The organism is Cupriavidus malaysiensis, from assembly GCF_001854325.1.
Classification (GTDB): domain Bacteria; phylum Pseudomonadota; class Gammaproteobacteria; order Burkholderiales; family Burkholderiaceae; genus Cupriavidus; species Cupriavidus malaysiensis.
Genome location: NZ_CP017754.1, coordinates 1,050,848 through 1,073,933, shown reverse-complemented (window position 1 = coordinate 1,073,933; position 23,086 = coordinate 1,050,848). Strand labels below are relative to the sequence as shown.

22 protein-coding genes and 1 tRNA gene are annotated in these 23,086 nt (G+C 65.3%); 12 read left to right on the top strand and 11 right to left on the bottom strand.

Annotated elements, in window-relative coordinates; all coding sequences use genetic code 11:
• Nucleotides 1-216 precede the first annotated feature (216 nt).
• The 8 genes from BKK80_RS37820 to recA all read right to left on the bottom strand — a co-directional run bounded on the left by BKK80_RS37820 (nt 217) and on the right by recA (nt 7,790).
• The gene (locus tag BKK80_RS37820) at nt 217-687 is read right to left on the bottom strand and encodes a pilin (RefSeq protein WP_084545475.1); all 471 of its coding nucleotides are present in this window, start codon (nt 685-687) and stop codon (nt 217-219) included.
• A gap of 34 nt (nt 688-721) precedes the next feature.
• Entirely contained in the window at nt 722-1,192 is a 471-nt protein-coding gene (locus BKK80_RS04690) for a pilin (protein ID WP_071070677.1), read from the bottom strand.
• A gap of 368 nt (nt 1,193-1,560) precedes the next feature.
• Nucleotides 1,561-2,256 carry a TerC family protein gene (locus tag BKK80_RS04685; RefSeq protein WP_071011186.1) on the bottom strand — a complete coding sequence of 232 codons (696 nt, stop codon included), beginning with the start codon at nt 2,254-2,256 and terminating at the stop codon, nt 1,561-1,563.
• Between the two features lie 376 nt (nt 2,257-2,632).
• Nucleotides 2,633-3,514: a succinate--CoA ligase subunit alpha gene (gene sucD / locus BKK80_RS04680; protein WP_071011185.1), complete on the bottom strand. Its 882-nt coding sequence runs from the start codon at nt 3,512-3,514 to the stop codon at nt 2,633-2,635.
• A 94-nt stretch (nt 3,515-3,608) separates the two neighbouring features.
• Nucleotides 3,609-4,775, bottom strand: a complete 1,167-nt coding sequence (sucC, locus tag BKK80_RS04675) for an ADP-forming succinate--CoA ligase subunit beta (RefSeq protein ID WP_071011183.1) — start codon at nt 4,773-4,775, stop codon at nt 3,609-3,611.
• Between the two features lie 62 nt (nt 4,776-4,837).
• Nucleotides 4,838-5,509, bottom strand: coding sequence for a DUF2889 domain-containing protein (locus BKK80_RS04670; RefSeq protein ID WP_231907977.1), 672 nt, complete (start codon nt 5,507-5,509; stop codon nt 4,838-4,840).
• A 396-nt stretch (nt 5,510-5,905) separates the two neighbouring features.
• Complete coding sequence (recX, locus tag BKK80_RS04665; RefSeq protein ID WP_071011182.1) at nt 5,906-6,385, bottom strand: recombination regulator RecX; 480 nt, start codon at nt 6,383-6,385, stop codon at nt 5,906-5,908.
• A 349-nt stretch (nt 6,386-6,734) separates the two neighbouring features.
• Nucleotides 6,735-7,790, bottom strand: a complete 1,056-nt coding sequence (recA, locus tag BKK80_RS04660; protein WP_071011180.1) for a recombinase RecA — start codon at nt 7,788-7,790, stop codon at nt 6,735-6,737.
• 315 nt (nt 7,791-8,105) lie between these two features.
• Between recA and BKK80_RS04655 the strand changes: the two genes are divergently transcribed.
• The 12 genes from BKK80_RS04655 to BKK80_RS04600 all read left to right on the top strand — a co-directional run bounded on the left by BKK80_RS04655 (nt 8,106) and on the right by BKK80_RS04600 (nt 20,778).
• Entirely contained in the window at nt 8,106-8,834 is a 729-nt protein-coding gene (locus BKK80_RS04655) for a response regulator (protein WP_071011178.1), read from the top strand.
• Nucleotides 8,835-8,883: 49 nt separating this feature from the next.
• Entirely contained in the window at nt 8,884-10,461 is a 1,578-nt protein-coding gene (locus BKK80_RS04650; protein ID WP_071037473.1) for a sensor histidine kinase, read from the top strand.
• A gap of 2 nt (nt 10,462-10,463) precedes the next feature.
• Complete coding sequence (locus BKK80_RS04645) at nt 10,464-10,766, top strand: DUF4212 domain-containing protein (RefSeq protein ID WP_071011175.1); 303 nt, start codon at nt 10,464-10,466, stop codon at nt 10,764-10,766.
• Nucleotides 10,767-11,040: 274 nt separating this feature from the next.
• Nucleotides 11,041-12,741, top strand: coding sequence for an MFS transporter (locus BKK80_RS04640; protein ID WP_071011173.1), 1,701 nt, complete (start codon nt 11,041-11,043; stop codon nt 12,739-12,741).
• Nucleotides 12,742-12,894: 153 nt separating this feature from the next.
• Nucleotides 12,895-12,971 (top strand) — tRNA-Met (locus tag BKK80_RS04635).
• Nucleotides 12,972-13,484: 513 nt separating this feature from the next.
• Nucleotides 13,485-13,859: a type IV pilin protein gene (locus BKK80_RS04630; protein ID WP_071068647.1), complete on the top strand. Its 375-nt coding sequence runs from the start codon at nt 13,485-13,487 to the stop codon at nt 13,857-13,859.
• A 3-nt stretch (nt 13,860-13,862) separates the two neighbouring features.
• Nucleotides 13,863-14,360, top strand: a complete 498-nt coding sequence (locus BKK80_RS04625) for a GspH/FimT family pseudopilin (RefSeq protein WP_071011169.1) — start codon at nt 13,863-13,865, stop codon at nt 14,358-14,360.
• Nucleotides 14,357-14,947 (top strand): type IV pilus modification PilV family protein, encoded by a 591-nt coding sequence (locus tag BKK80_RS04620; RefSeq protein WP_071068646.1) that lies wholly within the window; start codon nt 14,357-14,359, stop codon nt 14,945-14,947. Before BKK80_RS04625 ends, BKK80_RS04620 begins: the two co-directional genes overlap by 4 nt.
• Entirely contained in the window at nt 14,944-15,984 is a 1,041-nt protein-coding gene (locus BKK80_RS04615) for a PilW family protein (RefSeq protein ID WP_071068645.1), read from the top strand. Before BKK80_RS04620 ends, BKK80_RS04615 begins: the two co-directional genes overlap by 4 nt.
• A gap of 3 nt (nt 15,985-15,987) precedes the next feature.
• Nucleotides 15,988-16,539 (top strand): pilus assembly PilX family protein, encoded by a 552-nt coding sequence (locus BKK80_RS04610; protein WP_071011164.1) that lies wholly within the window; start codon nt 15,988-15,990, stop codon nt 16,537-16,539.
• A gap of 65 nt (nt 16,540-16,604) precedes the next feature.
• Nucleotides 16,605-19,844: a pilus assembly protein gene (locus tag BKK80_RS04605; RefSeq protein WP_071070675.1), complete on the top strand. Its 3,240-nt coding sequence runs from the start codon at nt 16,605-16,607 to the stop codon at nt 19,842-19,844.
• Nucleotides 19,845-20,073: 229 nt separating this feature from the next.
• Nucleotides 20,074-20,778: a dienelactone hydrolase family protein gene (locus BKK80_RS04600; protein ID WP_071068644.1), complete on the top strand. Its 705-nt coding sequence runs from the start codon at nt 20,074-20,076 to the stop codon at nt 20,776-20,778.
• Nucleotides 20,779-20,897: 119 nt separating this feature from the next.
• Here the strand turns inward: BKK80_RS04600 and BKK80_RS04595 are convergent, their stop codons facing one another.
• The 3 genes from BKK80_RS04595 to BKK80_RS36220 form a co-directional block, all read right to left on the bottom strand.
• Nucleotides 20,898-21,113, bottom strand: a complete 216-nt coding sequence (locus BKK80_RS04595) for a leukotoxin secretion protein D (RefSeq protein WP_236903718.1) — start codon at nt 21,111-21,113, stop codon at nt 20,898-20,900.
• Between the two features lie 32 nt (nt 21,114-21,145).
• Nucleotides 21,146-21,382 (bottom strand): hypothetical protein, encoded by a 237-nt coding sequence (locus BKK80_RS04590; RefSeq protein WP_071068643.1) that lies wholly within the window; start codon nt 21,380-21,382, stop codon nt 21,146-21,148.
• Nucleotides 21,383-22,571: 1,189 nt separating this feature from the next.
• Nucleotides 22,572-23,048: a DUF5625 family protein gene (locus BKK80_RS36220; protein ID WP_157903155.1), complete on the bottom strand. Its 477-nt coding sequence runs from the start codon at nt 23,046-23,048 to the stop codon at nt 22,572-22,574.
• Nucleotides 23,049-23,086 lie beyond the last annotated feature (38 nt).

The following is a 23,086-nucleotide window of genomic DNA, read 5'->3' as shown; positions in this document are numbered from 1 at the left end:
GGGGGCAAAGGCGCATGATAGCTTGGGGGGGTGGGGAAAGAAAATGAACTCGGCGTTCGTCCGTCTTTAGGCATTCCTGCTGACTGCGCTCTCAGCAGTACGCCAGCGCCCCAACAAACGGAGAGGTAACGTAGACCCTAAAATTGAAAAGAAGCACCCTAAGGCGCCTCCAGATCGAAACTATGCTCTTCTTGCGATCGCGAAGAAGCACAGTTCTTAGCACTTCAATCCGCGTACACCACCGTCACAGGCGGTACCGCTCGCCACCCAAGTTACATTCACGCCGGCCGTACCTGTAAGAGGAGTCAGCACCAGGGATTCCCTCATTCCCGACGAATCCTTCGCCTCCAACGTCGCCGTAATGATGCCATCAGTGATTGACGCTATCGACTGCACATAGCTGGGAAGCGGATCGGCAGCAGTGCCAGCAGGAATGGCCGGCACATTGTTCAAGCCAGCACTGCATCCTGCAGTCGTGCCCCGCTCCTGCAAGCAAGTCGCGATTGCAGTCCTGAACGCAGCAAGTGCACTAACAGCACCGTTCGCTTTAGTCCTTTGTGTGTAGTCCTGATACTGGGGAAGCGCGACAGCAGTGAGAACCCCAACAATCGCCACCACGATCATTAATTCGATCAGAGTGAAGCCATCATTAGTATTCCGATATCCACGACAATGCATGGATTGCATGTCGCTCCCCCCCCCGGATTGGCTCAGAGCGAGATCAGCACTTGAGGCCGCGCTTGCCGCCGTCGCAAGCGGTGCCGGTAGAGACCCAAGTGACGTTGGTCGCATTGACCGTCGGGGTCAGCGTCAACGTATCTGCGGCGCCAGCGGCGTCAGTTGCTTCGAGCGTCGCAGAGATAACACCATTCGTGATCGATGCGATAGCCGTCACATACTTGGGCAGCGGATCTGCCGCAGTACCAGCGGGTATGGCGGGAATATTATTCGCGCCGGCATTGCAACCCGTCAGAGTCCCTTGCTCTTGAGAACACATTGCAATAGCCGTCTTGAAGCTTTCCAGACCGGCAACTGCGCCGTTCGCTTTGGAGCGCTGCGTATAGTCCTGATACTGCGGAATCGCAATCGCCGCCAGGATGCCGATGATCGCCACGACGATCATCAGTTCGATCAGCGTAAAGCCCTTCTGGGCACGGCGGCCCAGCTTCTTCAGTTGTTGTACGCGTTGCATGGTGATTTGACCCCTTGAAGGTATTTTCCCGATGTGATGAAACATCGTGTTTCATGTGATGCGGGACATATAAAGCAGTCTTCATGCCAGCCTTTTGGAGGGTATGTGAAGGCACGAAGTGACAATTTTCGGCAGTTGGGCGGCCGATGGCTTTGCGCTGGCGCAAATTTTGTCACCCAGGCTGACAGGCTGCGGCAGGCGATGGAAGCGCCGTTTCGATCAGAAACGAATCCAACTGAAATCCGGCGCCTCCCGGGCAGCGCGCTGCTCCCCGCTCCTGCAGAAAAACGGGCGGCCGCATCGCTGCGGCCGCCCGGAACGACGGCGCCCGGGCTTCACGCCCAGTCGCCGCTGAGAGGACGGGTCGGTCAGGCGGTCTGTGCGCCGCGGCGCTGCAGCAGCTTGCCGATCAGCACCACCAGCACGGCGCCGACGACGCCGAACACGAGGTGGGCGTGCGGCACGTTGGCCTCGAACCAGGCGGCGTCGACCGGGTCGCTGACCAGCATCTCGCCGGCCAGGTAGCCCAGCAGGGCGGCACCCAGCACGATGATGATGGGGAAGCGCTCCATCACCTTGAGCAGGATGGTGCTGCCGAACACGATCAGCGGGATCGACAGGCCCAGGCCCAGCACCAGCAGCATCAGCTGGCTGCCTTCGGGGCCCTTCTGCGCGGCGGCGGCCACGGCCACCACGTTGTCGAGCGACATCACCAGGTCGGCGATCAGGATGGTGCGGATGGCGGCCCAGATATTGTCCTTGGCATCGTGGCCGTCCTCGTCATCGTCGCCGGTCAGCAATTGCACGCCGATGTAGACCAGCAGCAGGGCGCCGACGATCTTCAGGTAGGGCAGGCTCAGCAGCTTGACGGCCGCCACGGTCAGCACCACGCGCATGATGATGGCGGCGGCGCTGCCCCAGAAGATGGCTTTCTTCTGCTGGGCGGGCGGCAGGTTGCGCGAGGCCAGGGCGATCACCACGGCGTTGTCGCCCGACAAGACGATATTGGTCAGGATGATCGATCCCAGCGCGATCCAGAACGCGGTGGAGGACAGCAATTCCACGGTGAAGCTCCTCGGTTTCTATGACTTGGTGTTGATGGATAACGACAGGTCCGCGCGCTGGCTCGGCGCGCGACTGCGGCATTTCGGATGTCTGAAAATTCAGACATGGAGATTTACCGTATGAACCTTTCGATTAGGTTTCAATCAGGATACCAGCAGACCTGGGAGATACCCTAGTGTCCCGGGTCTCAAGTTCCTTGAGCAGCTTAGTCTGGCGGGAAGTCGTGCAAGGCCGGGGCGTCCAGGCCCCCGGATTGCCTCCGCCAGAATGACAATGCCCCCGCATGAGGCGGGGGCATTGCATGGCCGGCCGGGGCCGGCGGTCGGTGCCGGCGCCGCGCGGGGCGCGGCGGGACACCGGGAATCGGACGCCGAATTACAGCGCAGCCTTCAGCAGGCGGCCCATTTCGGACGGGTTGCGCGTGACCTTGATGCCGCACGCTTCCATGATTTCCAGCTTGGCCTGGGCGGTGTCGGCACCGCCCGAGATCAGCGCGCCGGCGTGGCCCATGCGCTTGCCCGGGGGCGCGGTCACGCCAGCGATGAAGCCGACCACCGGCTTCTTCATGTTTTCCTTGATCCAGTAGGCGGCGTTGGCCTCGTCCGGACCACCGATCTCGCCGATCATGACGACGGCGTCGGTATCGGGATCGTCATTGAACATCTTCATGACGTCGATGTGCTTCAGGCCGTTGATGGGGTCGCCACCGATGCCGACGGCCGACGACTGGCCCAGGCCCAGCGCGGTCAGCTGGCCCACGGCTTCGTAGGTCAGCGTGCCCGAGCGCGACACCACGCCGATGCGGCCCTTGCGGTGGATGTGGCCGGGCATGATGCCGATCTTGATTTCGTCCGGGGTGATCAGGCCGGGGCAGTTCGGACCGAGCAGCAGGGTCTTCTTGTTCTGCTTGCGCATCTTGTCCTTGACTTCCATCATGTCGCGCACGGGGATGCCTTCGGTGATGCAGACCACCAGGTCGAGGTCGGCGTCAACGGCTTCCCAGATCGCGGCGGCGGCGCCTGCGGGCGGCACGTAGATCACCGAGACGGTCGCGCCGGTGGCGTCCTTGGCTTCCTTGACGTTGGCGTAGATGGGGATGCCCTCGAAGTCCTCGCCGGCCTTCTTCGGGTTCACGCCGGCGACGAAGCAGTTCTTGCCGTTGGCGTAGTCGCGGCAGCCGCGGGTGTGGAACTGGCCGGTCTTGCCGGTGATCCCCTGGGTGATCACCTTGGTATCTTTGTTGATCAGAATCGACATGCTGTAATCCTTTGCTTGGCTTCAGGCGGCGCGCGGGCTCAAGCCCCGGCGCGCCGCGTGCGTTCGCGAATGGTTGGCGTGACTGCGCGGCTTGTTACTTGCCGGCGGCAGCGGCCACCACCTTCTGGGCAGCCTCTTCCATGGTGTCGGCCGCGATGATGGGCAGGCCGGAGTCGGCCAGCATCTTCTTGCCGATCTCTTCGTTGGTGCCCTTCATGCGGACCACCAGCGGCACGGACAGCGACACGGCCTTGGAGGCGGCGATCACGCCTTCGGCGATCACGTCGCAGCGCATGATGCCGCCGAAGATGTTGACCAGGATGGCCTTCAGGCCGGGGTTCTTCAGCATCAGCTTGAAGGCTTCGGTCACCTTCTCGGTGGTGGCGCCGCCGCCCACGTCGAGGAAGTTGGCCGGCTCGCCGCCGAACAGCTTGATGGTGTCCATGGTGGCCATGGCCAGGCCGGCGCCGTTCACCAGGCAGCCGATGTTGCCGTCCAGCGAGATGTAGGCCAGGTCGAACTTCGAGGCCTCGATTTCGTTGGCGTCTTCTTCATCCAGGTCGCGGTAGGCGACGATTTCCGGATGACGGAACAGGGCGTTGGAGTCGAAGTTGAACTTGGCGTCCAGCGCGATGACCTTGCCGTCGCCGGTCAGGATCAGCGGGTTGATTTCGGCCAGCGACGCGTCGGTTTCCCAGAAGGCCTTGTACAGGCCTTGCAGCGCCTGGCGGGCTTGCGCCACGCTGGCGTCGGGCACGCCGATCTTGCGCGCGATATCGTCGGCGTCGGCATCCTGCAGGCCGGCAGCCGGGTCGATGATCAGGGTGTGGATCTTTTCCGGGGTGTGGGCAGCGACTTCTTCGATGTCCATGCCGCCTTCGCTGGAGGCCATCAGGGCCACCTTCTGCGACACGCGGTCCACCACCAGCGAAACGTACAGTTCCTTCTTGATGTCAGCGCCTTCTTCGATCAGCAGGCGGTTGACCTTCTTGCCTTCCGGGCCGGTCTGGTGCGTGACCAGTTGCATGCCCAGGATGTTGCTGGCGTAGGTCTTGACCTCGTCCATGCTCTTGGCAACCTTGACGCCACCGCCCTTGCCGCGGCCACCCGCATGAATCTGCGCCTTCACGACCCACACCGGGCCGCCCAGGGTTTCAGCGGCCTTCAGGGCCTCGTCGACCGAGAAGGCCGGAATGCCGCGCGGAACCGGCACATTGTATTTGCGCAGGATTTCCTTGCCTTGGTACTCATGGATATTCATGCGTGTTTCCTTTCGGGTAGGCGTAAGAGGGAAAGTGTTGATGCGGGTCCGCGGCGCCGGCGTCAGCCGGCGGGCACCGTGGACCTGCCGGGCGTGGACCGCGTTTCGCCGGATTCGCCGGCTTCGGGCCGCGGCACCGTGGGAGTCTGCGCCCCCTGGGGCCCGGTCTTCGGTTTCGGCTGGTAGCCATACCAGCGCGGATAAAACTGGCGGACCACCTCGCCCTCGAAATGCAGGGCATGGCAGCCGTGCAACTGGTAGGGGGGATCGGTCCGGGTATCGTCTTCGCCATCGCGGATGCTGATGACGTCGCCCGCGAAGGCCTGGATGGCGGTGGTGGGCAGCACTCCGGCCAGTTCGGTCAGGTGCGTGCAGCCGGCCACGCTGCCGAGGCGCTCGCGCACAGCCTTGCGGAAACCCTTCATCAGGTTCAGGCCGATCAGCTTGCGGTAGGCGGGGCCGATGGTGTCGCAATGGCCGGGATAGGGCACCCAGTCGGAGCAGGCGTCGGCGTCGACCACGTTCATGCGCAGGTCGATCGTCACGCGCAGCCACAGGTCATGCAAGGGCTGGCCCTCCGGGCGCACGCGGCCGCCGGCCAGCTCGATCTCGCGCGGCTTGGTGTCGGTCAGGCGCGCCTCGATGTCCCACAGGCCATCTTCCCTGAGATAGGCCTCGGCCGTGATGGCACGGCGATGCCGCAGGGCGCGGTTGACGGGCGGGGAGAGGGGCATGAAACCAGGCTGAAGCGAGGACAGATGGACGGCAGAAATCGGACGGCGGAGCCGAAAAACCCGAGGAGTTTAACATGCCGGGCCGCATTGGCCGGGAACTGCGCGCAGGTCGCGCTGTCGGCAGCACATTGGCGCACCGCGGCCGCTACCCGGCCATCCGCGCCACACCGGTCGCACGGCGAAGCCCGGCGCGGCATGCCGGGCGGACGGACGCCCAGCGGCAGGCGGCATCGCCGGCGGCCACTTGCACATCGGCGCGTACTGGCGCGTACCGGCGTGCACAATACACCTGCCGGCGTCATTGGTATTTCCCAGCAGACATGGATGGAAGGACCGGAGCCGGACAGCTGGCTGGCTGGCCGCTTCCCGCCACGGCGTTCCGGCAGTCAGGGGCAATCAGTCGTCCCCTGGCCACTCATCGGACGGCTCATCGCCCTGCCCCGCGATGACCTTGCCGATCACGCTGCGGGAAAAGCCCCGCGCCATCATGAAACGGATCTGCTTGGCCCGGGCCTCCGGCGACTCCGGCGCCACGCCGAAGCGCTTCTGCCAGACGGCGCGGGCGCGCGCCAGTTCGGTATCGGCCAGCCGCTCCTTCAGCGCCTGCAACTGCTCTCCGCCCAGCTGGTGGGTCTTGGCCTCCTGCATCACGCGCGCCGCGCCATAGCGCGCCGCGCGCCGATGCACGAGGCTGTCGACGAAACGGACATTGGACAGCCAGTTCTCGCGCTCCAGCGCGTCCAGCAGTTGCTCGACCTCCTCGGGCGACTCGGCATGCGGCGCCAGCTTGCGCGCCAGTTCGGCACGGCTGTGCTCGCGCCGCGACAGGTAGCCGATGGCACGGGCCTTGAGGGAGAGCGGGGGACGGGTGGACATGGCTGCGGGGCGGGATGCCCGAGGCCGGGCAGCGGAAGGAAGCGGAGGTTGGATAGAGCGGCTGCAGCGATTTCAGCGGTGACAGCGGTGACAGCGGTGACAGCGGTGACAGCGGTGGCGGAAGGCGTGCCGGCTCCGCGTGAGGCCGCCTCCAGCGGAATGCCACGCGGAGGGCATCGCGAAGGCACTGCAAGTTACCCAGAGGTACAACAAAGGCACAGCGACTAAGGTACAACGAGGGCACCGGCAAGGCCGGCGCCCTCGTGGCAGCCCGGCTCAGGTAGTCCGGGCAGGCAGTCCGAGGCATGACAGCCGGCGATGCGCGCCGCCCGACCGCCCCGGCGCCGGCTCATTCCTCGAGCGCCGCGACCGCCGTGCCGTTCAGCGGGGCCACGCCCAGCGCCACGCGCACCTTGTTCTCGATCTCGTTGGCGATATCGGGATTCTCGCGCAGGAATTCGCGCGCATTGTCCTTGCCCTGGCCGATCTTCTCGCCGTTGTAGCTGTACCAGGCGCCCGACTTCTCGACGATCTTGGCATCCACGCCCAGGTCGATGATCTCGCCCTGGCGGGAGATGCCCTGGCCGTAGAGGATATCGAAGAAGGCTTCGCGGAACGGCGGCGACACCTTGTTCTTGACCACCTTGACCTTGGTCTCGTTGCCGATCACGTCGTCGCCCTTCTTGATCGAGCCGATGCGGCGGATATCGAGGCGCACCGAGGCGTAGAACTTCAGCGCGTTGCCGCCGGTGGTGGTTTCGGGCGAACCGAACATCACACCGATCTTCATGCGGATCTGGTTGATGAAGATCACCAGGCAGTTGGTGCGCTTGATGGTGCCGGTCAGCTTGCGCAGCGCCTGGCTCATCAGGCGGGCCTGCAGGCCGGGCAGCGCATCGCCCATCTCGCCTTCGATTTCGGCCTTCGGCACCAGCGCGGCGACCGAGTCGATCACGATCAGGTCGATGGAGCCGGAGCGCACCAGCGCGTCGGCGATTTCCAGCGCCTGCTCACCGGTGTCGGGCTGCGAGATCAGCAGGTCGCCGACATTGACGCCCAGCTTGCCGGCATAGTTGACGTCGAGCGCGTGCTCGGCGTCGATGAAGGCGCAGGTGCCGCCCAGCTTCTGCATCTCGGCGACCACCTGCAGCGTCAGCGTGGTCTTGCCCGACGATTCCGGACCGTAGATCTCCACCACGCGGCCGCGCGGCAGGCCGCCCACGCCGAGCGCGACGTCCAGGCCCAGCGAACCGGTGGACACGACCTGGATGTCCTGCTCGACGTCACCGTCGCCCAGGCGCATGATCGAGCCCTTGCCGAATTGCTTCTCGATCTGGGAAAGCGCCGCGGCAAGCGCCTTCTGCTTCTCCGCGCTCACGCCTGCACCCGCCTTCTTGTCGTCCATGGTCGTCCTTCCGTCAATGGTGTATAAATAGGCCGCATGTGGCGCGGCGCCTGGTTTCCGTGCGTGCCGCGCCGGCCCGCCGGCGCATCCTGGCCCCGGCGCAGGCGCCAGGGCGATCCCGCTCCCGCGCCGCCGTCTTGCCGGGCGCCGCGGGGCACCGACCCGGCAGGACCGCCAGGCCATGCCGCCCCGATGCCGGTCCTCGCCGAACGTGCGAGTACTGTATAAAAAAACAGTATGCTTGGCAAGCCCCGCCCGCGCCACGGACGCAAAAAGTAAAGGCGCCCGGGCCTGGCCAGGGAGGAGACACTGACTATGCGCATTCTCATCGCCGAAGATGACGACGTGCTGGCTGACGGACTGACGCGCTCGCTGCGCCAGTCGGGCTATGCCGTCGACCATGTCGCCAGCGGACTGGAAGCCGATTCGGCGCTGTCCACCCAGAGCTTCGACCTGCTCATCCTCGACCTGGGCCTGCCGCGCATGTCCGGCCTGGAAGTGCTCAAGCGGCTGCGCGCGCGCGGCGCCATGCTGCCGGTGCTGATCCTGACCGCCGCCGACAGCGTCGACGAGCGGGTCAAGGGGCTGGACCTGGGCGCCGACGACTACATGGCCAAACCCTTCGCCCTGACCGAACTGGAGGCGCGCGTGCGGGCCCTGGTGCGGCGCGGCGCCGGCGGCGGCGGCACCCTGGTCCGCCACGGCCCGCTGGCCTTCGACCAGGTCGGCCGCGTGGCCTACCTGAACGAGCAGATGCTGGAGCTGTCGGCACGCGAACTCGGCCTGCTCGAGATCCTGCTGAGCCGCACCGGCCGCCTGGTGTCCAAGGAGCAGCTGGTCGACCATCTGTGCGAATGGGGCGAGGAAGTCAGCAACAACGCCATCGAGGTGTATGTGCACCGGCTGCGCAAGAAGATCGAGGTGGGCGGCATCCGCATCGCCACCGTGCGCGGGCTCGGCTACTGCCTGGACAAGTTCCAGGCCGCGCCGCTACCGGAGGACGCGGCCGGCGCGGCCGGCGCCTCGACCACCGTGCACGCCTGAGGACCGCGCTGGTGCCCTCCCCCGTCCAGGCCGGCTGCCCGCACGCGACATGACCCTGCTCAGACTGCCCTGGCGGCGTGGACACGCGCGGCAGGCCCGCCGCGCCGCCGCCAGCCCGCCGCCGGCCGCGGCGGATAGCGCGGCCCTGCCCGACGACGTCGCCCTGGCCGACGCCCTGCCGCACCTGGAGGACGATGCCCGCCAGCCGGCGGCGCGCTCCCTGTTCGGCGAGATCCTCGACTGGATGCTGGCGCCGCTGCTGCTGCTGTGGCCGATGAGCATCGCCGTGACCTACCTGGTCGCCAAGTCCATCGCCAACGGCCCTTACGACCGCTCGCTCGAAGCCAGCGCCATCGTGCTGTCGCAGCAGGTGCGCGAGGTGAACGGCCGCGTCACGCTGCAGTTGCCGCTGTCCGCGCGCGAGATCCTGCGTGCCGACGAAACCGACAATATCTATTACCAGGTGGTCGGCACGCGCGGCGAGTACATCGCCGGCGACCGCGACCTGCCGCTGCCGAACGAGGACGAACAGGGCCACGCCGGCCTGGTCTCGCTGCGCGACGACCGCGTCAAGGGCAACGATGTGCGCGTGGCCTACACCTATGTGGAACTGCGCAACGTGTCCGGCGAGCAGCCGGTGCTGGTGCAGGTGGCCGAGACGCTGGACAAGCGCGCCCGCCTGGCCAACGAGATCATCAAGGGCGTGATCCTGCCGCAGTTCGTCATCCTGCCGCTGGCGGTGGTGCTGGTGTGGTTCGGCCTGACGCGCGGGCTGGCCCCGCTCAACGCCATCCAGCAGCGCATCCGCGCGCGCAATCCCGGCGACACCAGCCCCATCGAGGAGGGGACGGCGCCGCAGGAGATCACGCCGCTGGTGTCCTCCTTCAATGAACTGCTGGCGCGCCTCGACCAGTCGGTGCAGACGCAGAAGCGCTTCATCGCCGACGCCGCCCACCAGATGAAGACGCCGCTGGCCGGCCTGCGCATGCAGGCCGAGCTGGCCCAGCGCGAGCAATCGCCGGAGGAGCTGCGCCGCTCGCTGGCGCAGATCGCCGGCAGTTCGGAGCGCACTGCCCACCTGGTCACCCAGCTGCTGTCGCTGGCACGCATGGAGAACCTGGCCAGCAGCGCCGGCATGGCGCCGCTGGACCTGGCCGCGCTGGCGCGCGAGGTGGTCAAGGACTGGCTGCCGCGTGCGTGGGAACGGCAGATCGACCTGGGCCTGGATGCCGACGACCATCCGGTCATGGTGCAAGGCAACCGGCTGATGCTGACCGAGATGCTGAACAACCTGATCGACAATGCCATCCGCTACACCCCGCCCGGCGGCCACGCCACCGTGCGGGTCAGCGCCGACCCCTTCGAACCCTTCGCCTACCTCGACGTGGAAGATACCGGCCCGGGCATCCCCGTGGCCGAGCGCGAGCGCGTGATGGAGCGCTTCTACCGCGTGCTCGGCACCAATACCGAGGGCAGCGGGCTGGGCCTGCCCATCGTGCGCGAGATCGTGCAGCAGCACGGCGGCGAGATCCGCATCCTCGACCATGTCTACCAGCAGGAGCCGCGCCGCGCCGGCGCCCGCCTGCACATCACGCTGCGGCGGCCGGCCGAGGACGCGGAGCACTGAGCATGGCAGGCCATCGCGACACCCCGGACGAACGGCGCGCCTGGTACCGCAATGTGCGCTGGATCGGCGCGCTGCTGGGCGTGTGGTTCGTCGTCACCTTCGTGGTGAGCTGGTTCGCGCGCGAACTGCGCTTCGACTTCTTCGGCTGGCCCTTCTCCTTCTGGGTCAGCGCCCAGGGCGCCCTGATCGTCTACGTGCTGATGGCAGCCATCTACGCCTGGCGCATGAACCGCGCCGACGATGCAGAGGCCGCCGCAGCCGCGGCGCAAGCGGCACCCGAGAACTGGCGCGACGATGCTGCGTAGCGGCATTCCCTGCATCGCGCCAGCCGTCTTTTCCTCCCGTTTTCCAAGCTCTCTTCCTTGCGCGGCGCAGCAGGCGGAGGCCTTGCGCAGGCCTGCTTCCGGCCTAGCGTATACCCCGACGAAACTCCCCATTTCCGATGGGAATCTGTCAGAACTCAGTAAGTTTCGCCTCCCACAATCCAAGCAACTTCGGCAGGCCGGGAGCCTCCGCAAGTGCTCGCGCAGTGTCGCCCCCGGCCCGCACGGAGACCTTACGACAATCGAAGGAGACATCATGGCCAATGCGCAGCACGTTGCGATGCCGGGGGGCGGCACTCAGAACGCACCCATGACGAGGGAGGAGAGGAAGGTCATCCTGGCCTCCTCGCTCGGCACGGTGTTCGAGTGGTACGACTTCTACCTGTACGGCTCGCTGGCGGCGATCATCGCCAAGCAGTTCTTCGCCGGCCTGGACCCGACCTCCGCCTTCATCTTCGCCCTGCTCGCCTTCGCCGCCGGCTTCATCGTGCGTCCCTTCGGCGCGCTGGTGTTCGGCCGGCTGGGCGACATGATCGGCCGCAAGTACACCTTCCTGGTGACCATCCTGATCATGGGCATGTCGACCTTCATCGTCGGCCTGCTGCCCGGCTTCGCCACCATCGGCTGGGCCGCGCCGGTGATCCTGATCGCGCTGCGCATGCTGCAGGGCCTGGCGCTCGGCGGCGAGTACGGCGGCGCGGCCACCTACGTGGCCGAGCACGCGCCGCACGGCAAGCGCGGCTCCTATACGGCGTGGATCCAGACCACCGCCACGCTGGGCTTGTTCCTGTCGCTGCTGGTGATCCTGCTGTGCCGCGAGCTGACCGGCCCGGCCTTCGACACCTGGGGCTGGCGCATCCCCTTCCTGGTCTCCATCCTGCTGCTGGGGATGTCGGTCTACATCCGCCTGTCGATGAGCGAATCGCCCGCCTTCCAGAAGATGAAGGCCGAGGGCAAGACCTCCAAGGCGCCGCTGACCGAGTCCTTCGCCCAATGGCGCAACCTGAAGATCGTGATCGTGGCGCTGCTCGGCCTGACCGCCGGCCAGGCCGTGGTCTGGTACACCGGCCAGTTCTATTCCCTGTTCTTCCTCACCCAGGTCCTGAAGGTCGACGCCAAGACCGCCAACCTGCTGATCGCCGGCGCCCTGCTGATCGGCACGCCCTTCTTCATCTTCTTCGGCTCGCTGTCGGACAAGATCGGCCGCAAGTGGATCATCATGGCGGGCTGCGCGCTGGCCGTGCTGACCTACTTCCCGATCTTCAAGGCGATCACGCACTACGCCAACCCGGCGCTGGAGCGCGCCCAGCAGTCCGCGCAGATCGTCGTCACCGCCGACCCGGCGCAGTGCTCCTTCCAGGGCAGCCCGATCGCCCGCGAGATCGACTTCCGCAGCTCCTGCGACATCGTCAAGCGCACCCTGGCCCAGGCCAGCGCCAGCTACGAGGTGGTCAGCGCCCCGGCCGGCACGGTGGCCTCGGTGAAGATCGGCGACAAGGAGATCCCCGCCTTCAACGCCGGCCTGACCGAAGACCGCCACAGCTTCAGCGAAGACAGCAAGAAGCAGATCGCCGGCTTCAAGAAGTCGGTCGGCGAAGCAATGAGCGCCGCCGGCTACCCGAGCAAGGCGGATCCCGCCCAGATGAACACCATCATGGTGCTGGTGCTGCTGGTCATCCTGGTGATCTACGTGACCATGGTCTACGGGCCGATCGCCGCCATGCTGGTGGAGATGTTCCCGACCCGGATCCGCTACACCTCGATGTCGCTGCCCTACCACATCGGCAACGGCTGGTTCGGCGGCCTGCTGCCCACCATCTCCTTCGCGCTGGTGGCGCAGAACGGCAACATCTACTACGGCCTCTGGTACCCGATCATCATCGCCGCCGTCACCTTCGTGATCGGTGCCCTGTTCGTCCGCGAAACCAAGGACGTCAACATCTACGCCCACGACTGAGCCCCGCGGCCCCCGACACCCCCGCCGCGCGCGGACGGGGGCGCCGGAGGCGGCCGGCGGCCCCGGCCACCCCGGCGGAAAAACGCCTAGGAAAAATCTTTGCACAAAGGTGTTGACAGGCTCTGAAGTCCACGTATAATTGCGGTCTTCAACGGCGAATTAGCTCAGTCGGTTAGAGCGACGGAATCATAATCCGCAGGTCCGGGGTTCGAGTCCCTGATTCGCCACCAAATATGAAACCCCGGTAGATCCACGATCTACCGGGGTTTTTCATTTTTCACTAGGGGCTCCGCCGGTTTTTTGCGCGGGCCCCTTTGCGTTTCTTCCCGGGCGCCGCTCCGCGGCATTCACCGCCCCTCAGTCCAAACGAACCCGGACGAACCCGGACGGCCCCCGATCGAAGGTGGCCGCGAGCACGGCGGCAAGGAGCCACGCCCCCCCCTTCGGTCCCTGCCAGTTGAATCCATACAACGCGCACACCCATCTTGCGGTTCAACTTTGACCACCACGAGGTTCCCGTCTACACTCGCTGCAACTACAAGCGGGCTTGCATGACAAGCCCGCGATAGATTTTCGGGTCAAGGAGCGCGAGCATGGGCCAAAGAAGCCCGGCAGTGCCACAGCGATGGGATGACTGTCGCTTTTATCGGGAAACATGGGTCAAAGCCGCACGCCTCCCAGGCGTCGCGCGATGGCGCTATGGCCTGCCGCGCAAGCAGCCGGGATTCACCCTCATTGAGTTGATGGTGACGGTTGCCATCGTCGGCATTCTCGCCGCTGTGGCGTACCCTTCGTATATCCAGTACGTTGTGCACTCCAATCGCGCAGCGGCGGAGTCGTTCCTGCTAGAGGTTTCCGCCACGCAGGAGCGCTACCTGCTGGACAACCGCGCCTATGGCACCAGCCTGGCCGCACTGGGCTATTCCGCCCTGCCCTCGAGCATTGCCGCCAGCTACCAGGTCAGCGTCTCGGCAAATGCCGGCCCGCCGCCCACGTACACGCTGACGGCCACACCGATCGGCGCTCAGTCCAGCAACGACACGCGCTGCGGTACGCTTTCCCTGTCCAACGCAGGCGTCAAGTCCGCCTCCGGACCGGCGTCCGATTGCTGGCAGTAGGCCATGACGCATCGGACCCATCGCCTCGCCGAGCGGACCCGCCGCCCTGCCAAGCCGGCGGGCTTCACCCTCATCGAGCTGCTGGTGACGCTGTCCGTGCTGGCCATCCTCGCGTCCATGGCCGCGCCGTCCTTTGCCAGCTTCGTTGCCACGCAGCGCATAAAGAATGCCTCGCTCGATCTCGCGGCCGCGCTCACGCTCGCGCGCAGCGAAGCGGTAACGCGCAATACGAGCGTTTCGGTGAATGCATCCAGCAGCTGGAGCGGCGGCTGGGCGGTGACGGCAGGCACGACGCAGGTGCGCAGCTTCGGCCCCTACCAGGGCATCGCCATCTCCACGACCAGCGGCACGTCCCTGGCCATGGGCAACGACGGCCGTCCCGTCGCCGGCGGAACCAGCTTCCAGCTTTCCACGGCCGCCCCCGCGCAGAGCACGACCGTGCTCTGCGTCGTACTGAGCGGCACCGGGCGCGTCTCGGTCGTCAATGGAGCTTGCGCATGAGGGCCATCCCTTCCCACCGAGGACGCCCCCGACCACGCAGGCCGGCGCGCGGCTTCGCGCTGATCGAGATCCTCGTTTCGGTCGTGATCCTGCTGGTGGCCCTGCTCGGTGCCGCCGGGCTGCTGGCCCGCTCGAACCAGATGGAAATGGAGACCTACCAGCGTGTCCAGGCCCTGACGCTGCTGCAGGACATGGCGGCACGGCTGAACGCCAATCGCCAGGTCGCCCCTTGCTACGCGGCGGGATCCCCGATGACGGTGCTGGGCAGCGGCTCGACCTCGGCACCGGCCTGCGCGCTGGGCAACGCCGCCCAGCAGGCGCTGACGACGACGGACCTCGCCGCCTGGAACACCGCCCTGCTCGGCAGCGCCGAGACCAGCGGCGGGAAATCCCTCGGCGCCATGATCGGTGCGCTGGGCTGCATCGAATCCGTCGACCCGGTCAACCAGGTCTACCGCATCTCGGTCGCCTGGCAAGGCCTGGCCAAGACCGTGGCGCCCGCGCTGCCGTGCGGCAGCGGCAGCTTCGGCGATGACACCACGCGCCGCGTCGTCAGCATCCAGGTCCGGATCGCCACCTTGTCATGAACCGCCTCCGCCTCCACCGCCCCTCGCAGCGAGGATGGACGCTGGTCGAGCTGATGATCGGCATCACGATCGGGATGCTCATGCTCATCGCCCTCGGCAGCCTCTACTTCTCGACCACGCAGTCGCGCTCCCTGCTGGCGTCCGTCTCCGACCAGATCGAGAGCGCGCGCTATGCGCTCGACATGATCGGGCACGAAACCGAACTGGCGGGCTTCTATGGCGAGACCGGCCAGGCCAGGAGCGCGACGGTATCGATGCCGTCGCTGTGCGCCACCACCAGTACCGCGCTCGGCTTCGCCAACAGCCCGGTGACCATGCCGGTGCCCATCCAGGGATTCGCGGCCGGCACGGTCGCCTCCTGCCTGCCGAACCTCAGCGCACAATCGGAGATCCTGGCGATCCGCCGTGTCTCGACCACCAGCGCCGCGGCCGCAACGGCGTCGGCCACCACGGGCCAGGCCTACCTGCAGAACTCCGCCTGCGGCGGCGACCCGGTTCCCTTCGTCTTCGACACCAGCGCGGCGGCCTTCACCCTGCAGACCAAGGCCTGCACCTCGAGCGCGCTCGCGCCGCTGCGCGCAGCCGTGGTCCGCATCTTCTATCTCGCCGCTTGCGACAACTGCGCCGGCAGCGGCGACGGGATCCCCACACTGAAGATGGCCGAACTCATCAACGGCGCCTTCCAGGTCAACTCTATCGCGCAGGGCATCCAGGATATGCACTTTTCCTTCGGCGTCGACCAGGACAACAACGGCTCCGCCGACTGCTACGTCGACAATCCCGGCATCGACAACAGCGGCGCCTGCACGAGCGTCACCGGCTATTCGTGGGCTACGCCGTCGGCCAACTGGCATAACGTGACGTCCGTGCGCATCAGCCTGCTGGCGCGCACCACCACCCGCGCCAACGGCTGGACCGACACGCGCCAGTACGACCTCGGGCGGAGCAGCCCGAGCGGGCCGTTCAACGATGGCTACAAGCGCCATGTCTACGCGCAGGTTGCCCGGCTGGCCAACGTAGCCGGCCCGAGGGAGTAGGCCATGCCATCGCTGCGACAGCACAAGCAGGCGCGCGAGCAGGGCATGACGCTCGTCGTCACGCTGATCTTCATGGTCATCTTCCTCCTGCTGGTGATCTCCCTGATCCATTCCAGCGTGGTCAACGTGAAGGTGGCCGGCAACCAGCAGCACACAGTGGAAGCCCGCAGCGCGGCGCAGCAGGCCATCGAACAGACCATCAGCCAGGACTTCACCGCCAACCCGGCCGCGGCGGCCTCCAGCGTGGCGGTCGACGTGAACGGCGACGGCACCGCGGACTACGTGGCGCAGGCCTCGGCGCCTGTGTGCACCAGCAGCCAGCCGATCAAGGACACCGACCTCGATACGACCAATGCCGACGACGTGTCCTGCTACCTCGGCAATGGCAACCAGAACACCGGCATCCTGACCTCGACCGCCAGCGGCGGCAATTCCCTGTGCAATTCCACCCAGTGGGACGTGCAGGCGAGCGTCAACGACAGCACGACCGGCGCCAACGTGACCTTGCACCAGGGCGTTGCCGTACGCGTGCCGGTCGGCACCACATGCCCATGATCCATCGCCGCGCCGGCCTGCGATCCGGCGCGCCCACCGACTCCCGCTGCCTGCCCTCTGCCGCCATGCGCCATCTCTTCCTCATCGCCTTCCGGCTGGCCGCCATCGCCGCACTCGCCTTCTCGGCGGCCTCGCCCGCCCATGCCGAGGACATCGACCTGTACACCGGGCTGCAGACCGGCGCGGGGCAGCCGAACATCCTGCTGGTGATGGACAATGCCGCCGCCTGGGACGCCTCCGTGACCATCCCGAGCAGCGCAGGGTGCCCGAGCTGGACCCCGTCCAGCGCCAAGGATGCCGACTTCATGGCCTGCGCGCTGTACAACGCGCTCGGCGCGATCGGCTCCAACCCGGCCCTGCTCGGCAAGATCCGCCTCGGGCTGATGATGTTCGCACCGGCCAGCACGGGTGGCGGCCTGTTCTACTATCCGAACCCGTCGCCAGTGCCGCCCGGCCCCCTGCCGGTGATGGACAGTACGGCCATCGCCAACTTCCAGACACTGGTACGCAACAACATCAACGTGACTGCCAAGGCCAGCAAGAACCTGCTGGACGAGTCCATGGCCGAAGCCTGGGCCTACTTCACGGGCGGCACCGGCATCTCCGGCACCAAGTACACCTCGCCGCTGACGGACCATTGCCAGAAGACCTTCATCATCTATATCGCCGGGTCGTTCAACAACAACGCCCCCAAGACCGCCAACGGCACACCGCCCGCGCTCGCAGCGCTGCAGACGGCCGGCGCCACCTCGGCACAGCAGGCGCAGCTCGTCCTGCCGTCCAACGCCAACAAGTACCAGCAGAACTGGGGCGACGAGTGGGCGCGCTTCATGTACCAGAGCGACCTGTCCGGCGGTGCCAACACAGCCTACAAGCAGAATGTCGTCACCTACACCATCGACGTGACCGATGGCAGCAATCCGTCCTACGACGCGCTGGTCAAGAGCATGTCCAGCAACGGCGGCGGTTCCAACTTCACGGTGAGCGTGGGCGACGCCAAGGCCCTGCAGAACGCCTTGATGAGCATCTTCAATGAAGTGCAGGCCGTCAACAGCGTGTTCGCCTCGGTGAGCCTCCCGGCCTCCGTCAACGCCCAGGGACAGTTCCTGAACCAGGTCTACGTCGGCATGTTCCGCCCCGATGCCAGCGCGGCACCGCGCTGGCTGGGCAACCTCAAGCAGTACCAGATCGGCTACGACGCCAACGGCAACATCGTGCTGCAGGACGCCAAGGGGCAGAAGGCCATCAGCAACGCCTCCACCGGATTCATCTCGCCCAACGCGGTCAGCTTCTGGACCGCCGACCCGCCCCCCACGTACGGTGCCAGCGGCTACGGCACGGGTTCGGTGGCCAACTGGCCGGCGCAGGGCTATTGGCAGAACAGCCCGTCGAGCGCCGGCTGGAAACTGGATCTCCCCGACGGCGAGATCGTCGAAAAAGGCGGCGCCGGGGAAATGCTGCGCGCCACCAACCTGACCAGCCAGCAAGGGCGCACGCTGCTGACCTGCAACGCCAGCTGCCAGGCCAGCACCGCCTTCACCTTCTTCGACACCAGCAACAGCTGGCTGACCGGTTCGGCGGGACTGGCCGCCATCAATGCCGGCGAAGCCGGCGTGCCGACCATCACCAGCACGGAGCTGCCCAAGCTGATCGCCTGGATGCGCGGACAGGACACCAACGCAGCCGACTCCACCAGCATCGCCGGCAAGGAAGCGGAAGCCGGACCCGGCTCGCCGGTCACCGTGCGCAGCTCGATCCACGCGGACGTGCTGCACTCGCGCCCCGCGGTGGTCAACTATGGCAGCACCGGCGTGGTCGTGTACTACGGCACCAACGACGGCGTGTTCCACGCCATCAACGGTAACCAGAGCGCGGGTATCAACGGGGTGCGGCCAGGCGGCGAGCTATGGGGCTTCGTGGCGCCCGACTTCTTCGGCAAGCTAGGCCGCCTCTACGTCAACTCCCCGGAAATCCAGCTGTCCACGACCCCCGGCGGAATCACGCCCACGCCCCTGCCGCGCGACTACTTCTTCGACGGCAGCACGGCGGTGATGCAGGACCTGCGCAATCCGTCCAGCCCCCGCGTGGTCATCTACCTGACCGCCCGGCGCGGCGGCCGCTTCCTCTACGCCATCGACGTCACCAACCCGCTCAGCCCCAGCTTCCTATGGCGGCACAGCTACGCGGACCTGCCCGAACTCGGCCAGACCTGGTCGCAGCCGCGCGTGCTGCGCGTGCGCGGCTACGCGAACCCGCTGGTGATCATGGGGGCGGGCTACGATTCGACGGAAGACAGCGATCCCTACAACGCGAACGCCAGCACCGGCGGCGACACCATGGGGCGCGGCCTGTTCGCCTTCGATGCGGTCAGCGGCAGCCTCGTCTGGAGCGCGCTGCCGGACTGCACCGGCATGAGCGGCGCCTGCGTCAAGGTGGCCGGGCTCACGCGCGCCATTCCCTCGGACGTTACCCTGCTCGACCGCAACGGCGACGGCTATAGCGAGCGCCTCTACGTCGGCGACCTCGGCGGCAACCTGTGGCGGGCCGACTTCGAGGCTGCGGCCGGCAATGCACCGGCCAACTGGACCATGACCAAGCTGGCCGCGCTGGGCGGCTCGGCCGGCAGCAACAACGCGCGCAAGTTCTTCTATCCGCCCGACGTGGTATCCACCGCGGGCTACGATGCCGTCATGATCGGCTCCGGCGACCGCGAACATCCGCTCTATTCGACCTCGCCCACCCCGGGCCTCGCCTACAACGTGGTCAACCGGCTCTATATGATCAAGGACAGCAATATCTCCGGCATGCCGTTCGCCTGGACGCCAATCACGGAGGCCGGCCTGTCCGACATCACGACCAGCACCCAGCCCTACAGCGGCGCCGGCTCCGGCTTCTACATCACGCTCACCAATCCCGGCGAAAAAGCCGTCAACGCGGCGCTGACCGTCGCCGGCTACACCACCATCGGCACCAACACGCCGACGGTACCGAGCCCCAACCAGTGCTTCCCCAACCTGGGCGCGGCCCGGACCTATTCCTTCAACTTCGTCACCGGCGCGGGACAGAACACCGCGCGCTCGATCGTGCTCGACGGTGGCGGCTTCCCCCCCTCGGCCGTGTTCGGCATCGTGCCGGTAACCAATGGCAGCAGCACCACGCTGGTGCCGGTCGTGATCGGCGGCGGCAGCCAGACCGCCACCGGAGGCGGCGATGCCACCTCGCCGATCGGCGTGCAGCAGGTGAAGATCGCCGGCGCCGGCAAGCGCAAGCGCGTCTACTGGTACCCGGAAAGCGACCGCCATTGACATGGCGCCGGGCGCGCGGGCGGCCGGCTCAGTGTTGTAGCGGGCGCCGGCCGGCTCGTCCGCCGCCCCTTCACCGCCTCCTGCGCCGCGACCGGCCACGCCGTGGCACGATGGGCATTACAATCGCCCGGGAACCGGTGGCCGCCACATCCGCCACCGCCGCGCTTCCCCGGCCCGCGCCAAGGCGCGGCCTCCGCCCCAACGCTCCCACAGCCACAGGAGACCATCCATGACGCAAGCAAACGGCACCACGATCACGTTCCAGCGCCCCGACGGCAAAGAACTCCAGGGCTACCTGGCCACCCCGGAAAAGACCGAAGGCGCGCCCGCGGTGGTCGTCATCCAGGAATGGTGGGGCCTGAACGACCAGATCCGCGGCGTCGCCGACCGGCTCGCGCGCTGCGGCTACCTCGCGCTGGTGCCCGACCTGTACCGCGGCAAGTCGACCGTCGAGGCCGAAGAAGCCCACCACCTGATGAGCGGGCTCGACTTCGGCGATGCCGCCTCGCAAGACATCGCCGGCGCCGTGCAATACCTGAAGACCCGCGCCAGCCGCGTCGCCATCACCGGCTTCTGCATGGGCGGCGCCCTGACCCTGCTGGCACTGGGCCAGAACCCCGACCTCGCCGCCGGCGTGGCATGGTACGGCCTGCCGCCGCTCGAATACATCGACCCCGCCAAGATCCGCGTGCCGCTGATGGGCCACTGGGCCACCCAGGACACCTTCTTCACCCCGGAATCGGTCGACGCGCTGGAAGCCAAGCTCAGCGAAGCCAAGGTCGACTTCACCTTCCACCGCTACCTGGCCCACCACGCCTTCGCCAACGAAACCGCCGTCGGCCCCGGCCGCCTGCCGGCGACGCAGTTCGACCCGGTTTGGGCGGAAATGGCCTGGGACCGTACGCTGACGTTCCTGGCGCGTACGCTTTACTAAGGCTCTACCAAGCGGCATCTACGCCGCGTCGCTGCCGCGCTCCTGCTCGGGGCGGGCAGCGCCACATCCACCCAAAGGGCACAGCACCGCTCGCCAGGGAAGCGGTGCCCCGCCCCCCCTCAACGCTCACGCAAGCTCTCCTTCCGGTACGTCATCAACGGGCTCAGGAAGTACTCGATCACGCGCCGCTTGCCGGTCTTGACCTCGACCGCCACCGACATGCCTGGCGACAGGCCTACCTCGGTGCCGTCCACCTGCATGGTGCTGCGGTCGAGGCGGATCCGGCTCGAGTAGATCCGGTTGCCTTCGGGCGGGCAAAATCCACTTTTTCTCACAAAACTGACGAGCCCCATCCGCCGCAAACACGTCATCTCCCGCCAAAGAACAGGATTCCGTACAGGACAAGAGCAATCACGCCGAGCCCGGCACCCATATTTCTCCAAAAGAAATAGAGCCGCCCGATACCCGTTTCCCTCACGAAATCCTTGATCTCTTTTTCAGACATCCTATCAACGTCACGAAACCTCTTTATCTTTAATTTTTCCAAAAGAAAAAGCAACTGGATAACGACCAAAATCACAGGAAGAAAATAGATATTCTTCATCTCATTTCACACAAAATCACACCATCACCCGAATCTATCAATAATATTTCTATCCAGGGGGCGGCACACTGGATCCGGGATATCCTATTCCGCGCAGAGAGCTATTCGAGATAGCTCCCTGGAGAGACTTGAAGCACCGGAATTGACAACCGCAAGGCCATTGGTGCCGGAATCGCTCGTCCAATCACGTTGCAGTTGGGAGCCAGTCAGGAGCGTCTAATCGTCGATCGATCGACTGGAACACCCGCTCCTGTCCCCTCGGCCAGGTGGATCACGCTTAGGCCGCCGCGTCGTACTGTGCCAAGGGAACCCTACCGCGGCGATCGGCTTGCCTGGCATCCCAACCTCGGCCAGCCGACGCCCCGCCGACGACACGCGCAGACCAGCCCATTTCCTCACTCCCTCCGAATGCAAAAGAAGATCAATCCCCACACTACTTCCCCCGATATGGCTTGATTACCAACACATTTGCCCTTAACGAGGAAAATTGGACCGAATTCCGTAGCCCATCGACCCTTAAAATGTAGTTCCCAGGCACCAGATCCATCACTAAGAGCCTTGAATTAACCCGCCCCCAGCCTGACGAATACGGCTTCGAAATTTCAACCTCGCTATCCACCAAACTCACAACTCGCCCTTCTTCAAATCGCTCAACAATAATCCGATATCGAGGCTGCGTCTCAGATCCAGGAAGACCCTCAATTGCATCCCATATCATTTTTCTCCCGTACGCATCCTCCGAATCGTACAAAAACGAAAGCACAACCGCGTATTCCTGAGCCCTTTCAACACAAAACCCAGCCAATATGCCATCGCCGGATTTACCCGCGTCAAACGGGATAGGCGCCAATGGTCGATTTTCGTTACGATCTCGCCAGCACCCCACAAGAAGCGATGCCAGAAGAATCAGGGCTGCGACTGACAAAATTCGAAGATGACCAGTCCTTCCACTGAAAAAAATAATGCCCCACAACCTAAGCATCTATATGCCCCCGTAGAAATCCGACCCCTGAACTAAGGCAGAAATTCCCACATCATCAAAGCCGCCCCAACAGTTCGTCGAGCTGCCAGGAAGAATAGATTCGGCAGCAACCCTTTGCCTCTAGCTTTCAGTGCAGCACCTTGAATCAAGTCAGATGTTGCTCTGGAAGCTAGAGACAAAGCTGTTCGCACACTCATCTCCATCAAACTATTTTCCGCGATATGCCTTAACAACCCTGATCGTGGTATCCACAGACGAGAATGTCGGCAGTCCTATCAACGTCTCGGCACGCAGCCTATATTCCCCGGGAACCAACCTTACGGCGAGAAGCTCTGAATTGAGGTAGTAGGTGCTCCAAGAAGAGACCTTTGGCATGGACACATTCTGATCGAGGACACATTCCCAGCCATTCTCGTCGCGCCTGAATATAGCGACGCTAATCTCTATTTCAGCCCCAAGCTCCGCCAGCGCCATAACGGCCTCTCTTTCATCTCTATCCCGAACGTTATATGTAAGATCTACCGCATAGAGCTGCTCTCTTTTGACAAAAAAATCAGACGCCGCACGCGCCCCCGCTAGACCCACATTGAGCGGAATTGGCTCAAGGGGAAAATTCCTCATATCTTTATTTGAACAGGCCTGCAGAACCGGAACCATCAAAGCAAGCAATATCCACGTACGCATCCATGCCCCTCCGACAAGCATCTCATCGCAGCTCCATC

Excerpts from the sequence above, each read along its gene's own strand:
- BKK80_RS37820 (WP_084545475.1), bottom strand. The coding sequence starts at position 687 with ATGCAATCCATGCATTGTCGTGGATATCGGAATACTAATGATGGCTTC.
- BKK80_RS04690 (WP_071070677.1), bottom strand. The coding sequence starts at position 1,192 with ATGCAACGCGTACAACAACTGAAGAAGCTGGGCCGCCGTGCCCAGAAG.
- sucD (WP_071011185.1), bottom strand. The coding sequence starts at position 3,514 with ATGTCGATTCTGATCAACAAAGATACCAAGGTGATCACCCAGGGGATC.
- sucC (WP_071011183.1), bottom strand. The coding sequence starts at position 4,775 with ATGAATATCCATGAGTACCAAGGCAAGGAAATCCTGCGCAAATACAAT.
- BKK80_RS04670 (WP_231907977.1), bottom strand. The coding sequence starts at position 5,509 with ATGCCCCTCTCCCCGCCCGTCAACCGCGCCCTGCGGCATCGCCGTGCC.
- recX (WP_071011182.1), bottom strand. The coding sequence starts at position 6,385 with ATGTCCACCCGTCCCCCGCTCTCCCTCAAGGCCCGTGCCATCGGCTAC.
- recA (WP_071011180.1), bottom strand. The coding sequence starts at position 7,790 with ATGGACGACAAGAAGGCGGGTGCAGGCGTGAGCGCGGAGAAGCAGAAG.
- BKK80_RS04655 (WP_071011178.1), top strand. The coding sequence starts at position 8,106 with ATGCGCATTCTCATCGCCGAAGATGACGACGTGCTGGCTGACGGACTG.
- BKK80_RS04650 (WP_071037473.1), top strand. The coding sequence starts at position 8,884 with ATGACCCTGCTCAGACTGCCCTGGCGGCGTGGACACGCGCGGCAGGCC.
- BKK80_RS04645 (WP_071011175.1), top strand. The coding sequence starts at position 10,464 with ATGGCAGGCCATCGCGACACCCCGGACGAACGGCGCGCCTGGTACCGC.
- BKK80_RS04640 (WP_071011173.1), top strand. The coding sequence starts at position 11,041 with ATGGCCAATGCGCAGCACGTTGCGATGCCGGGGGGCGGCACTCAGAAC.
- BKK80_RS04630 (WP_071068647.1), top strand. The coding sequence starts at position 13,485 with ATGGTGACGGTTGCCATCGTCGGCATTCTCGCCGCTGTGGCGTACCCT.
- BKK80_RS04625 (WP_071011169.1), top strand. The coding sequence starts at position 13,863 with ATGACGCATCGGACCCATCGCCTCGCCGAGCGGACCCGCCGCCCTGCC.
- BKK80_RS04620 (WP_071068646.1), top strand. The coding sequence starts at position 14,357 with ATGAGGGCCATCCCTTCCCACCGAGGACGCCCCCGACCACGCAGGCCG.
- BKK80_RS04615 (WP_071068645.1), top strand. The coding sequence starts at position 14,944 with ATGAACCGCCTCCGCCTCCACCGCCCCTCGCAGCGAGGATGGACGCTG.
- BKK80_RS04610 (WP_071011164.1), top strand. The coding sequence starts at position 15,988 with ATGCCATCGCTGCGACAGCACAAGCAGGCGCGCGAGCAGGGCATGACG.
- BKK80_RS04605 (WP_071070675.1), top strand. The coding sequence starts at position 16,605 with ATGCGCCATCTCTTCCTCATCGCCTTCCGGCTGGCCGCCATCGCCGCA.
- BKK80_RS04600 (WP_071068644.1), top strand. The coding sequence starts at position 20,074 with ATGACGCAAGCAAACGGCACCACGATCACGTTCCAGCGCCCCGACGGC.
- BKK80_RS04590 (WP_071068643.1), bottom strand. The coding sequence starts at position 21,382 with ATGAAGAATATCTATTTTCTTCCTGTGATTTTGGTCGTTATCCAGTTG.
- BKK80_RS36220 (WP_157903155.1), bottom strand. The coding sequence starts at position 23,048 with ATGCGTACGTGGATATTGCTTGCTTTGATGGTTCCGGTTCTGCAGGCC.